This window comes from Catellatospora sichuanensis, assembly GCF_007483665.1.
In the GTDB taxonomy this organism is placed as follows: domain Bacteria; phylum Actinomycetota; class Actinomycetes; order Mycobacteriales; family Micromonosporaceae; genus Catellatospora; species Catellatospora sichuanensis.
The window spans coordinates 82,726-95,553 of the sequence record NZ_ML660183.1; the positions used below are offsets into that span (position 1 = coordinate 82,726).

The following is a 12,828-nucleotide window of genomic DNA, read 5'->3' on the forward strand; positions in this document are numbered from 1 at the left end:
CCCTAGTTCCCAGGGAGGGAACCATGCAGCACAACCTGTCCATGACTCCTGCCATGCAGGAGATCCTCGACGCCTTGCGCGACCTCGGCCGGGCCAACGTCAACGAGCTGGCCGACAAGTCGGGCCGGGCCGTGTCCACCGTCCACAAGGCGCTCAAGGCGTTCACCGACGCCGGTCTGATCAGCGAGGTCGACACCGGCGCGGACCCCGCCGAGGGTGTCCCCAGCCGGTGGACCTTCGCCGAGGACATCGCCCAGCAGGCCGCCGACCTCGGCGACACCGACACCGCCGGCCAGGCCGAGTTCGACGCCTACGCGGACCCGGACGACCACGCGGACGATGAGGAGTCGCACGCCGACCCGGACGAGGACGAGGACGTGGCGGACGACGACTCGGGCGACGACGCGGACTCGGAGCCCGCCGAGGACGACACGTACCGCGAGGAGTCGGACGGCGAGGAGGACGTGGAGACCGACGACGACGCCGCGGACTCGGAGAACGCCGAGAACGACGACACAGACGACGACACGAGCTCGGACGACGACGAGGACGACGACGACGACGACGAGGACGACGGCCGCATCGTCGTCACGGTCGTTCAGCCGAGCCGTCCCGGCGACCGCAAGATCATGACTATCAAGGCGGTCATCGCCGAGCACGGCGACGATGGCGCGACCCTCGACGAGATCGTGGCCGAGAGCGGTATCGGGCACCCGACCGCCTCCCGGCTGCTGACCGCGATGGAACAGGCCGACGCCGCCCGCCGCAAGCCCGGCACCCCCGCCCGGTGGATCGCCGGGCCGACCAAGGCCAGCGAGGTGGACCCGAACCCGGAGCCGCCCCGCTGCCCCCTGTGCTTCCAGGTGATCAAGGGCTTGACCGAGTCGCCGGAGACGGTCGCCCAGGTGCAGCCCCTCGTGCGCCCGGACGGGACCCTGCACATCCTCGCCGAGGACGGCACTACCCACACGGTCACCCTGCCCAAGCGCACGCCCATCCGCACGACGGGCTTCGCCACGGCGGGGGCGGTGCGCCGCACCGACATCACCGTCAACGCCGACGGCAGCCAGCCGTTCGGCAAGGGCGAGCTGGAGCGGCTGACGTTCGACACGCTCCAGGCCAACGCGGGCCAGACCATGACCCCGCAGGACATCGCCACCTCGATCAGCGCCCAGCTGGGCGGGCGGGCGGTCAGCTCCGGGGCGGTGCGCAACAACTGCGGCAAGCTCGGTGCCGCCGGCCGCATCCTCATGGTCTCCGAGTCGCCGTGGGCCTTCCAGTTCCCGGTGCCCGCCGAGGACAGCGGCGACACGGAGCAGGCCGACGACACCACGGACGAGCAGGCCTGACGCCCAGTGCCGGGGTCGGGCGATGCCTGGCCCCGGCCTCGCGCCGAGGACAGCCCGCCACGGCCGACACACCGTGACTGTCCCGGCTCGTCCGGGAGTACCTGGCCCAACGATCCGGGCAGGCGCTGACGCCTCGCCAGATCGCTGAGGGCATCAGCGCCCGCCTCGACGGCCTCCATGTCGGCGTCGGCGCGGTCACCAACAGCTGCCTGCACGAGGCCGCACGCGGCCGCCTCGTCCAGGCCAGCTCGGCAGTCGTGCCGGTCCTTTCCCACCTGCCAGCACGAGCGCAGGCACCCCTCCATCACCCACGCGCCGGGCGTATCCGCCCGTCAGCGCAGACCAGCTCCCCATATCGCGGAAAAGGAGACAACCCCTATGGCACACGAGCTTGAGACATTCACGAACGGCCAGACGGCCTTCGCCAGCGCCCGGCTGTCGGCCTGGCACCAGCTGGGCACCGTCACGCAGAACACGATGAGCGCCAACGAGATCATGGGCGCCGCCCTGCTCGGCAACTGGGGCGTGCGCACCATCCGTACGGTCGGCATCGACATCGTCGACGGCGTCGAGGTCCAGATCCCCGCCGACGACAAGCGCATGACGGTGCGCCGCAACCCGGTCACCGGGGCCACCGAGTATCTGGGCGTCGTCGGCACCGACTACACAGTGGTCCAGAACGAGCAATGCGCCGAGCTGCTGGACCGGCTCGTGGACCAGGTGGGCGGCGCCCACTTCGAGACGGCGGGCAGCCTGCGGAACGGCAAGTCGGTGTTCGTCACGCTAAAGCTCCCGACCGCGATGGAGATCGCCGGGGTCGACCGGATGGACCTCTACCTGATCGGGACGACCTCCCACGACGGCACCGCCGCGCTGCGCGTGGACGCCAGCCCGATCCGCGTGGTGTGCGCCAACACTCAGCGGGCCGCGTTCGCGCACTCGGTGGGGCACTACACGTTCCGGCACACCTCCAACGTCAACGCCCAGATCGCCCAGGCCCGCGAGGCACTGGGGCTGATGTGGAAGTACATGGACACGTTCGAGAAGGCCGCCGAGCGGATGCTGCAGACCGCGCAGACCACGCGGGAGTTCGAGCAGATCGTGGCCCAGGTGTGGCCAGTTAAGGACAACGCGACCGACCAGGCCAAGGCCAACGCCCGACAGCGACTGGGCACGCTGAAGTACCTGATCACCGAGGCCGACACGCAGAAGGCCATCAAGGGCAGCCGGTGGGCCGGATACCAGGCCATCACCGAGTACCTGGACCACTACCAGCAGGCCAAGGACGCCACCGCCCGCGCCAACCGCGTGCTGACCGGCAAGACCGGCGACCTGAAGCCGGCCGCCTTCGACCTGCTCATGGTCTGACCGCCCCCACCCCTGGCCGGGGCGGCGGTCACCCGGCGGCAGCCGCCCCGGCCCGTCACGAACGGACCAGCACCATGACACACCCCACCGAGCCCAGGCCAGAACGGCTATGGCCGTTGGCCGACCAAATCCGCCATCCCCGCGACGAGCGGCAGTCGGTGTGCGGCCTGCCCGCCGCCGACATCAGCCGATGGGAGACACAGGACCCGCCACGCCCGGAACGCACCTGCGAGGACTGCCTGACCCTGCTGCCCGACGCGGCCCGGCCCGACGACTACCAGCACCCGCCCGGAGACGCAACCCTCATCGACAGCCTCCGGAAGATCGTCGCCGAGCGGCAGCACGCCAAGATCGACGGGGTGTTGGTCGACTTGTGGTCGGCCAGCGTCACCGTCGCCATCTGGGACCGGCTCAAGCCCGACAAGCGAGAGCGGCTGCTGAGGCTGCCCTCGCACGAGCTGATCGGACGCTGCGTCGCGATCTATGCCCGTGTCACCTCCGGGGAGGGCCGGTGACCCAGCCGATACCCCAATGGTTCCACTTCGCCCCGTGGGTGTTCTCGATCCACAAGGCTATGGCGCTGATCGCCGCGACACCCCGCCCGACCCAGCCCCTGGACGTCGCGACCTGGGCGGATGCATACGGCCTGACCCGCCTCGACGACCCGCCGTCCCAGACGATCGGCCTCATCGGCCCGGCCAGCGACGGCTTCGACCGGGTCTACGCCATGTCCACCGACCTGGCCAACCCGGTAATCGTCGCCACGCTGCCCATCCCCGGCCAGCCGCCCGGCCCGCTGCTCATCGACGGCACCCACCGGCTCTACCGGGCCTGGCGCGAAGGCGTGGCACAGCTGCCCGCCCATGTGCTCACCGTCGCCGAGACCCGCCAGGTCCGCCGCGACGCCCGCCTCGGCCCCGACCGCACCCGCCTCAACCCGCCGCACTGACCGCGGCCGCCATTCCCAATCCGCACGCCTCGGCAAGCCGCCAACGCCGGCGGCCCCGAGGCGTACCCCTCTCAACCCCTCGGAGATCCCCGTGAACCACATCCCGCTACCGAAGTTGCTGTGCGACTGCCGATGCCCGCAGCACCACCAGCTGCCGCGCACCACGGTCAACGAGCCCGGCTGCGCCTGCACCATCACCTGCGCCACCCAGCCCATGACCCTGCTCGTCCCACAGTGGCGATCGGCACTGTTCCTCACCCCGCACGGCATGCGCTTCGTCAACGCCCTCGACGCCGGCCAGTGGGACTGGGCCGAGTCCGGACAACTGGACCCCGGCTACGCCGACTTCCCGATGGGGCAACTGCTCGAACACCTCCTACGCGCCAGCGCCATCGCCATCGACAACAGCGACCGCTGACCAGCAACCCAACCAGCTCAAGGTGGGCCGCCCAGGTGGGCGGCCCACGGACCTTTTTGCGCTTCACAACCCACCAGGGAGACAGCTATCTACCGCACCTACCGCAGCGCCTACGACCGTGCCTGCGACTGCAACTGCCCGACCCACCACGACCAGCCCCGCTTCACCTACAACGACCCCGGCTGCCACTGCCAAGCCACCTGCGCCAGCCAGCCGATGACCCTGCTCGCCCCACAGATCGGCGGGGCGCTGTTCCTCAACTACCACGGGACGCTGTGGTACGTGCCCGGCCTCGAACCCGGCCACTGGGACTGGCGCTACGCCCTCGCGGTCGACCTCGGCCACCCGCTGGCCGACGCCGCCGACCTGATCGAGCAGCTCCTGCGCGACACCCACGAAGGACTGCTGCCGCTGATCCACCGCATGTAGCCCTGCCTTCTCGACCTCATCCCCGCCGGCCGCGCACTCGCGCGAGCCCGGCCTTTTTGTCTTCACCGAAAGGCGCATCGCCATGAACAAAGCCATCGGCGGCATCGTCGCCGCCATCATCGTCGGCTGCTTCGGCCTGCCGATGCTCCTTCTATCGGCCGTCATGGGCGGCCCCGGCGGATGCGGCAGCGTCGCCGCGCCCGCCTGGCAGACCTCCGGGCAGCCGCCCAGCGGCAGCTGGGACACCGAACAGCTGGAGATCGCTGCGACCATCATCGACGTCGGCGTTGCCAAGGGCGTGCCGCAGTGGGGCTGGACTGTCGCGCTGGCCACCGCCATGCAGGAGTCCGGCCTGCGTAACCTGCCGCACCTGGGCGACAAGAACGACCACGACTCGATCGGGGTGTTCCAACAGCGGCCCAGCCAGGGCTGGGGCACCGTAGCGCAGCTGTCCGAGCCCGCCTACCAGGCGGGCAAGTTCTTCGACAAGCTGCTCACCGTCAGCGGTTGGGAGAAGATGCCGCTGACCCGGGCCGCCCAGGCAGTGCAGGTGTCGGCGTTTCCCAGCGCGTACGAGAACTGGACCGACGACGCGATACAGCTCGTCCAGCAGTTGACCAGCACCTTGGCCGACTGCTCGGCGGTGGCGCTCGCAGCGCTGCCCGCCGGATTCACCCTGCCGGTCAACACCCCGCCGCAGGTGATGACCGCGATCTTCTGGGCGGTCAGGCAGCTGGGCACCCCCTACCACTTCGGTGGGTCGTGCACCGACCCGCACTCCGGCGACCCCGACAAGCAGTGCGACTGCTCATCACTGATGCAGTCGGCGTACCGGGCCGCCGGAGTCTCCATACCCCGCGTCACCACCGGCCAGGTTCGGGCAGGCAAGGAGATCACCGACCCGGCGATGCTGCTGCCCGGCGACCTCATCCTGATTCCCGGCAGCGAGGGCACCATCTCCAACCCGCGGCACGTCGGCATGTACCTCGGCGACGGCCTGATCATCCAGGCCCCGAAGACCGGCGACGTCGTGAAGATCACCAAGCTCGGCTACTGGCTCAACCAGATCGCCGCGATCCGGCGCATCGTTAAGGCTTAATTATTGCATCTGAAGCAACATTCACCCGGTTCGCGAAGTGAGATACAGCAAGCATTGCCCGCGCCTGTCCTGGTCGACCTGCTCGGCATCAGCCAAGACACCGCCAATCAGTGGGCCAAGCACGCCAGCAGCGGCGAGGCCGCCTACCTCGCATCGCGCAGCTGTCACTGACGCGGCAGTGCGTCCCCGAGATCCGGGCCCCCCGGGTACCGACCGGCCTTGTCCGGCCACAGCAGTTGCACGACTGGAACGGCGGCGGCTGCTGGTAGTCGATCGCCGCCCCGAACAGCCGCTCGTACCATCGGCCGTGCATGCCGCGCGTGCTGGATGGGCTGGTCCCGTCTGCATGGCGCCACGTCGGGCACTACGCCAATCCAACGAGGCTGCGTCCGCGGGGTCGCAGGCAGTCTTCCGTCAGACCGACCCCGTGAGGTTCCTTGAACTGCCGGAGTTTGGGTGTCTTTTATGTGGACTTGGATGTGGCAGAATGCGCTTAGGCAGTCACGAGTGTGCGTCAACCGCAGACGCGTTCGTCCATCTATGTCAGCAGTTTGCAAAACCGATGAGGTGACTGTGGTCAACACTCGGCGCCGGACGGCCTTGCTTTACCTCGCGATTTGTTCGTTCTTGATTGCCCTCGGTGTCCTTTGGTTCGGCGGAATGGGGAGCGTCCTCACTGTTGCGGTATCGGCGGTGTTGTCCGCGATTTCTGGAACGACATTGGGTGTATATGTCCTAGAACGCCGCCGGTCGCAATTCCGGCGCCCCGAGGTGCTACCCCCAGCCGGACGAGTCGACGACCCGACCAGTCTTGGAGTTCATCCAGCAACCATCAACGGCGAACACGCCGGGCTTACGGCGTATGTTCCACGGGATATCGATCATGAGCTGAGGGCGCTCCTGCGGCTCCCTTCCGCGTTTGCGCTGATCATTGGGGATGCAGTCTCGGGAAAGACGCGTACGGCTTTCGAGGCGGTGAAGGCCGAACTCCTACATGCGCACATTCTTGTGCCTGCAGCCGACTCGCCGCTTGCCCAGGTGGTCGAGAACGTGTCCGACATCGGCGATACCGTTCTGTGGCTTGACGATCTTGAGCGTTATCTCAGTTTCGACGGGCTGACGCTGAGAGTCCTCGACGACTTTCTTTCGTCGTCTGCGTCCGGCCGTCGGCGGGTCGTCGTGGCGACCATGCGCAGTAGCGAGTTCGCACGACAGGCGCATCCGGTCGAAAGCGAAGAGGACGCACGCAGAGCACTTCGATCTAGCGCGATCGCCGTACTGAGCAGGGCGACGCTGTTGCGGCTCGGATCGACGCTCAGCGCCCAGGAGTTCCGGGAGGCATCATCCCTCCAGGCAGACCCCCTGATCCAAGCAGCACTCACGTTCTCACATAACGGCAGACTGGCCGAGTATCTCGCCGGCGCCCCGTCGCTGGGGAAACGATTTCAAGACTCCCGCGGCCTCCATCCGCGGGCTCGAGCACTCGTATCCGCAGCAGTCGACCTGCGTAGGGCCGGATATGGCCGACCAATCCCAAGAAGACTGGTTGAGAAGTCCCACACCTATTACTTGCCAGCCGCCGCTGGGAACCCGCCTGAACATGTGGAGTCCCTAAAGGACGCCTGGAACTGGGTAACCTCGCCGATCCTAGGATCGGCTCTGTTATCCGCGAGTGGCGGAAATGTCGAGGTTAACGACTATCTTGTCGCAGTAGCCGAAGGACCGATTCCTGCTGCCGTACTGGTCGATGCACTCGTGGTCGCGGACAAGCACGATGCACATCGTATCGGACTGACCGCATATGATCTTGGATCTTATGCGGTTGCGAGCGAAGCCTTCCGGCGCGCTTACAACATCCAGGTAAGCGAAGATGGCCCGGATCATCCGGATACCCTCACCAGCCGCAACAACCTCGCCCTGGCTCTGCGTGACATGGGTCGTTGGGACGAGGCCCTCGCTGTTCAACAGGAAGTTCTAGCGGCCCGCGAGCGAGTCCTCGGCCCGGATCATCCGGATACCCTCACCAGCCGCAACAACCTCGCCCTGGCTCTGCGTGACATGGGTCGTTGGGACGAGGCCCTCGCTGTTCAACAGGAAGTTCTAGCGGCCCGCGAGCGAGTCCTCGGGCCCGGATCATCCGGATACCCTCACCAGCCGCAACAACCTCGCCCTGGCTCTGCGTGACATGGGTCGTTGGGACGAGGCCCTCGCTGTTCAACAGGAAGTTCTAGCGGCCCGCGAGCGAGTCCTCGGCCCGGATCATCCGGACACCCTCACCAGCCGCAACAACCTCGCGGCGGGGTACGAATCGATGGGGCAGCTGGGCATGGCGAGCGCGCTGTACGAGAGAACATATGCGGATAGTCTTCGATTGCTAGGGCCCGATCATCCCGGAACACTCACGACGCGCAATAACTTGGCGGGCTCATATCGTGAGACCGGCCGATCCGGTGAGGCTGTGTCCCTCTATGAGGAGGTCCTGACCGACCTCCAGCGCGTGCTCGGCTCCGACCACCCGGACACCCTGACCACGCGCAACAACCTGGCGGGCGCATACCTGGAGACCGGCCGAACCAGCGAGGCCGTGTCCCTCTATGAGCAGGTCCTGACCGACCTCCAGCGCGTGCTCGGCCCCGACCACCCAGCTACTCTCACGGCTTCCAGCAATCTCGCGGCAGCCTACGAAGCCTCCGGACGCTCTTCCGACGCAGTCCACCTATACGAGCAAGCCCTTGGCGATCGCATCCGGGTGCTGGGCTCCGACCACCCGGACACCCTGACCACGCGCAACAACCTGGCGGGCGCATACCTGGAGACCGGCCGAACCAGCGAGGCCGTGTCCCTCTATGAGCAGGTCCTGACCGACCTCCAGCGCGTGCTCGGCTCCGACCACCCGGACACCCTGACCACGCGCAACAACCTGGCGGGCGCATACCTGGAGACCGGCCGAACCAGCGAGGCCGTGTCCCTCTATGAGCAGGTCCTGACCGACCTCCAGCGCGTGCTCGGCCCCGACCACCCAGCTACTCTCACGGCTTCCAGCAATCTCGCGGCAGCCTACGAAGCCTCCGGACGCATTTCCGACGCAGTCCACCTATATGAACAGGCCCTGGCCGGACGAGAGCGGCTTCTCGGGCCAGATCATCCGGCCACGCTCGGTGTCCTAGCGAACCTCGCGCGGCTGACGGGATAGCGATGGCTGCCATACACTCGCGACGGAGAGCATTCTTACGAGGCATGGTGGCCGCCGCCATCACCTCCGCGACGGGAATTGCGGTCAACGTCGCCACGGACCTCCGTCACAGCATGCTTGCATGGGCAGCGGTGTCTCTCTTCACGGCGATCAGCGGAGCCGTGGCAGCGTCATCAGAACGCGGGCAAGTCGAGTCCGAACACCAGCGGACCACTCAGCCCACATCAGGAGCTGTCCTGTCGATCGAGTCCCAACGACTCCCTCTCTTCCGTCCGAGGAGCACCCAACGAATTGTGAACAGCCAAGGCATAGTCATGCGGACCGAGGTTGAGATTCGCGCCGATGGAACGCGGATAGAACGTATCGAATACTTCTCGGCCGAGTTTATCCCGAGATCACACGAGCATGGGCGCCCGCAACTGTCGGAGCGAGAGCCCAGTCTGCCGGAGGCTGCAGCCGAGACATCCCCTCAAGACCCTCCAAGCTAACCGGCATGGTGGCTTGGCGCTGCCGATATTCCAACTCGACCGCCTCACTGGGCTGCAGTCGAGGTGCTCGGCCGCACCGAGTAGATCGGGCATGGCTCAGCGCAGGCCAGCGGCGGGACGCCCCAAACCATCCCGCTCCGGAATACGGCTGGGTTCGCATACAAGCACCCCGCCAGTTAAATGGAGCCCTATTCGCATAGCGACGGCGGCCGTATCTGTGCAAGTCCAGGCGCGGTGACCAGAAGACGTTGCTGCGCTGGCCACGAGTCAGGTCGCATCGGATGACCGATTGATGCATCGGCACAAGACTGAGATCTTGCCGATCGCGCCGATCACAGAAGCGGACGTTGTCCTGCCCGGGTTGTTGGACCTACTTGACCCTTTGGGCGGGCCGGTTCACGATCCCGCCCTCCCACACGCGCGCGTGGAGCGGTCCCACGTCTCACCGATCCAGGGGCGCGCAAGCTGGCACCGCGTGGCGGTGACGTGCCGTGATGCCGGATGATCAGCCGTGTGGACATGGACGCTCAAGTTGACCTGACCGGGCTGAACCTGGTCGAGCGGGAGCTGCTCCGGCTCGGCGTCATGCAGTCGGGCGGCAGCAAGGACGAGGTCGCCCGGCTGCTCGAATTCGACGACCGCTCGGCACTGCGGGCCGACGTGGACCGCCTGGCCGGTCTGGTCGCTTCGGGCGGCCCGATGTCACGTCGCGACTGCCGGCGCGTGCTGCTGGCGACTGAGTTGGCGTTCGCGAGCGAGACCCTGGGATGCTCGCGCGACTGGTCGGCCGACACCGGCTTCGCCGACCGGGACACCATCGCGGTGCTGCGCACCATCCAAGAGAAGATCGCCGGCATCGTTCACGGCTCCGACGACCGCGCTACCGACGTCGCCCCGCAACTGCAGCCGGCCTGGAGCCCGATTTCCATGGACGCCGACGACGAGTACTGGACGCCGTTTCACCGGCGGTTCGACTTCCGGCCGGGCATGCACTCCGGGCGGCCTGCAATCGCCGAGCCCGTCCCGTCTGTCACAGTCGACCTCGGCCCGATCTTCGCCGCGCGCAGCCATCCGGAGTTCGCCGCCGGGGCCCGCGCCGTCAATAGCCTCACCCTGCTCGCGCTGGTCAGGATGTTCGAACCGGACACCAGTCTCGTCGTGCTCGACTGGCAGCACCAGACGCACCGGTTTTGGCCGGACCGGCTCGCCTGCCAGCCGGATCCTCAGTGGCAGACGGAGGTCTTCCCGAACGGTGACTACTACATCTTCCTCACCGAGGACATGAGCACAGGCACCTTCGGCCACCCGTGGGAGCAGACACTCTGCGTCTTCGGCGAGCCCCTCGTGTCCGCGCTGGTCCCCCTGCTCACAAGCTGGCTTCCGATCAAACGAACCAACCGCTGATCGAGCGGAGTCCCTGGCCCACGCGACTGGCACGCTAGGGGACGGCATCTCCATGCACAGAAGCTGGCCGAGTCCCGGCCCACGCGCGATCACCGGCAGGTCAGCGTGGCGCGCTCTAGCCGAGTACTCCCGTCTGCGGCACTTTCGGCCGGTGACCCCCGGCGCGAATCTGCGATCGGCAAAATAGGCGGATAGCCAGATGCGTCAACGGCATGATGGTCCGGTGACCGAGATCGAGGAGCTGTGGGACCGGCAGGGACGCGCGGCGACGCTAGTCCAACTGGCCGAGCGAGCTCGTAGCGCTATCGGCGACGTCATCGACCTCAACGCGATGGGCGGAAGGAGACCGCCGCACCCGCAGGAGTGGCGGCAGGTGAAGTCATTCTTGAATTCCTATGGTGGGATTTGCCGGATCCTCAACCCCGGCAGCCGGAAGCAGAAAGCCGATACGGCTAAGTCGCACCAGCTCCGGCTACTGCGCGGAGAGGAGCTCCGGCGCCTCCTGCGCGTCGCCGCCGATTCCCCGCTGCTGAATGCGGAGATCCGTAACAAAGACGAGCACTTCGACGAGTACTTCGACCAGTGGCAGGCGCGCCAGCACCTCGTCACGGCCGATGAGATCGAGGCAGGCCAGCGTCCCACTCACGAGGTGGCGCCGGTCAGACGGTTCCACGCCCACACCTGGACGATCGAAGTGGCCGGAGAGTCGTTGGCTCTCCGGCTCGTCTACCCTGCGCTGCTGCGCCTTGAGGCCAGGTGTCGAGAACTCGAGCCGCTTGCCGGATTCCCCGATCCGCAGCTGGCCTACCTTCTAGCCACGATGCCGCAGCTGCCGGTGGAGCTACGTCTGGACGCGCCGACGCGCCGGCCGCACGAGGGCGTTATGGCAGGCGCCGAGCCGGCCGATGTCCCGGACCTCGAAGTAATCATCGGACAGGCAGTGACCGCCTTCCGCAAAGACCCAGACGAACCGGCTCCGTAGACCGCAGCCGACTTGCCGCGGTCAGTATCGGCATTACCTCAAGCCCTGCGACAAGATTCTGCAGAGCGACCCGCACACGGTGGCGGCAGAAGCGTGCGCGGCAGTGGCCTGCGCGGTGGTATTGGTACGTGCGTCCCACTATTCGAACAGCGAGAGCATGGCCCGTTGGCTCGCCGTCAAGCCCAGCGGCGCGGCGAGTCCCGTTGCCGGAAAGATCTGAGCTGCCGCCAAGTCGGAGCGCCGCAAGCTCGTCGCGACCCCTATCTTGACACCGCGACCAGCCAGGTCGACGTGTAGCCTGACGGCGTCAAACAGGTAAACCGCCGACACGCGCCATCGGTGGTGCCTGTCGCTGGCGTTGCGCCGGGGACCACTCAGCACCAGATAGAAATCGCACGGATGCGCGCCGATATCCAGGCCAGCGCCAGCGTCTCCATAGGTCTTGATGTTGACCGACCGGCCCTCGAGTGGACCGGATCGAAATCTCCCGTCGTAGCCGGCCTGCGTGGCGGTGCCAGCAAGCTCGATATCGAAGATTCTGGCGGCGATGAACTCGCCGACATCGCCCGGCCTTCCAGATCGCCCGGTCAGCGCAGCGATCCGGACATCAAGCTCGTCGCGGGCCTGCAACAACTCAGCCAACTGACACAGGGCATCATCCACATCAGAACGATACCGCCCCTCCTCGGGCCACCAATCGCGGCAAAAGGTTGCGTCTCGCACGAGAGCGACGTCACTGATGTCGCCGTTTGCTTCCGCTGCCACTGGGTCAGCTATCGGCAGCGCAGCATGGAGAGCAGCTTCGGCTTCGACGCCGATACGGCTGTCAGCAAGGCTCTGCGCGACGCGCTGCGCACTACGACGACTCGTACGCCAGGCAAGCCTGGTTGATGTCCCGACTACTGACGCGGGCCAAGACTCGGTCGCGCCTGGTTCCTGAGCCGCGGCTGGCGGACCTCGACGGGCGATCACCCGCCTGGCAGTAAGCGGGCGTCGGTCGATGCTCGATCGGCAGCATGAAGTGCGCCAGCTGGCGTAGGCAGACCCTTGAAGATCGTCGGTTCGAGGTCAACCGCGGACGAATACGGCCTGGTTCGCATACAGGTACTCCGCCAGTTAAGTGAGCATTGTTCGCCAGAAGGTCTCTCG

Annotated in this window: 12 protein-coding genes; 11 read left to right on the forward strand and 1 reads right to left on the reverse strand. The window is 66.9% G+C overall.

Going from position 1 to position 12,828, the window contains the following annotated elements:
- Positions 1-23 precede the first annotated feature (23 nt).
- From FLL47_RS00310 to FLL47_RS00360, 11 genes are all read left to right on the forward strand, one after another.
- Positions 24-1,349 carry a winged helix-turn-helix domain-containing protein gene (locus tag FLL47_RS00310; RefSeq protein WP_144118356.1) on the forward strand — a complete coding sequence of 442 codons (1,326 nt, stop codon included), beginning with the start codon at positions 24-26 and terminating at the stop codon, positions 1,347-1,349.
- Between the two features lie 378 nt (positions 1,350-1,727).
- Complete coding sequence (locus FLL47_RS00315) at positions 1,728-2,717, forward strand: DUF932 domain-containing protein (protein WP_144118357.1); 990 nt, start codon at positions 1,728-1,730, stop codon at positions 2,715-2,717.
- A gap of 116 nt (positions 2,718-2,833) precedes the next feature.
- The gene (locus FLL47_RS00320; RefSeq protein ID WP_144118358.1) at positions 2,834-3,232 is read left to right on the forward strand and encodes a hypothetical protein; all 399 of its coding nucleotides are present in this window, start codon (positions 2,834-2,836) and stop codon (positions 3,230-3,232) included.
- Positions 3,229-3,666 carry a hypothetical protein gene (locus FLL47_RS00325; protein WP_144118359.1) on the forward strand — a complete coding sequence of 146 codons (438 nt, stop codon included), beginning with the start codon at positions 3,229-3,231 and terminating at the stop codon, positions 3,664-3,666. Before FLL47_RS00320 ends, FLL47_RS00325 begins: the two co-directional genes overlap by 4 nt.
- 91 nt (positions 3,667-3,757) lie before the next feature.
- Complete coding sequence (locus FLL47_RS00330) at positions 3,758-4,084, forward strand: hypothetical protein (RefSeq protein WP_144118360.1); 327 nt, start codon at positions 3,758-3,760, stop codon at positions 4,082-4,084.
- 216 nt (positions 4,085-4,300) lie between these two features.
- Positions 4,301-4,513 (forward strand): hypothetical protein, encoded by a 213-nt coding sequence (locus tag FLL47_RS00335; protein ID WP_144118361.1) that lies wholly within the window; start codon positions 4,301-4,303, stop codon positions 4,511-4,513.
- Positions 4,514-4,595: 82 nt separating this feature from the next.
- Positions 4,596-5,612 (forward strand): C40 family peptidase, encoded by a 1,017-nt coding sequence (locus FLL47_RS00340; RefSeq protein ID WP_144118362.1) that lies wholly within the window; start codon positions 4,596-4,598, stop codon positions 5,610-5,612.
- A gap of 567 nt (positions 5,613-6,179) precedes the next feature.
- Positions 6,180-7,796 (forward strand): tetratricopeptide repeat protein, encoded by a 1,617-nt coding sequence (locus tag FLL47_RS00345; protein ID WP_186315492.1) that lies wholly within the window; start codon positions 6,180-6,182, stop codon positions 7,794-7,796.
- 1 nt (position 7,797) lies between these two features.
- Positions 7,798-8,805, forward strand: coding sequence for a tetratricopeptide repeat protein (locus FLL47_RS00350; RefSeq protein WP_144118364.1), 1,008 nt, complete (start codon positions 7,798-7,800; stop codon positions 8,803-8,805).
- A gap of 1,007 nt (positions 8,806-9,812) precedes the next feature.
- A complete protein-coding gene (locus tag FLL47_RS43515) occupies positions 9,813-10,697 on the forward strand; it encodes a DUF2716 domain-containing protein (protein ID WP_222105925.1) in 885 nt (294 codons plus the stop codon).
- Between the two features lie 223 nt (positions 10,698-10,920).
- Positions 10,921-11,679 (forward strand): hypothetical protein, encoded by a 759-nt coding sequence (locus FLL47_RS00360; protein WP_144118365.1) that lies wholly within the window; start codon positions 10,921-10,923, stop codon positions 11,677-11,679.
- A 138-nt stretch (positions 11,680-11,817) separates the two neighbouring features.
- On the opposite strand, the gene FLL47_RS00365 is transcribed toward FLL47_RS00360, so the two are convergent.
- Positions 11,818-12,342 carry a hypothetical protein gene (locus tag FLL47_RS00365; protein ID WP_144118366.1) on the reverse strand — a complete coding sequence of 175 codons (525 nt, stop codon included), beginning with the start codon at positions 12,340-12,342 and terminating at the stop codon, positions 11,818-11,820.
- Between the last annotated feature and the right edge of the window lie 486 nt (positions 12,343-12,828).

Bases quoted from the DNA above. Each gene is read 5' to 3' on its own strand.
- FLL47_RS43515 (WP_222105925.1), top strand. From the start codon at position 9,813: ATGGACGCTCAAGTTGACCTGACCGGGCTGAACCTGGTCGAGCGGGAG.
- FLL47_RS00340 (WP_144118362.1), top strand. From the start codon at position 4,596: ATGAACAAAGCCATCGGCGGCATCGTCGCCGCCATCATCGTCGGCTGC.
- FLL47_RS00335 (WP_144118361.1), top strand. From the start codon at position 4,301: ATGACCCTGCTCGCCCCACAGATCGGCGGGGCGCTGTTCCTCAACTAC.
- FLL47_RS00315 (WP_144118357.1), top strand. From the start codon at position 1,728: ATGGCACACGAGCTTGAGACATTCACGAACGGCCAGACGGCCTTCGCC.
- FLL47_RS00310 (WP_144118356.1), top strand. From the start codon at position 24: ATGCAGCACAACCTGTCCATGACTCCTGCCATGCAGGAGATCCTCGAC.
- FLL47_RS00350 (WP_144118364.1), top strand. From the start codon at position 7,798: ATGGGTCGTTGGGACGAGGCCCTCGCTGTTCAACAGGAAGTTCTAGCG.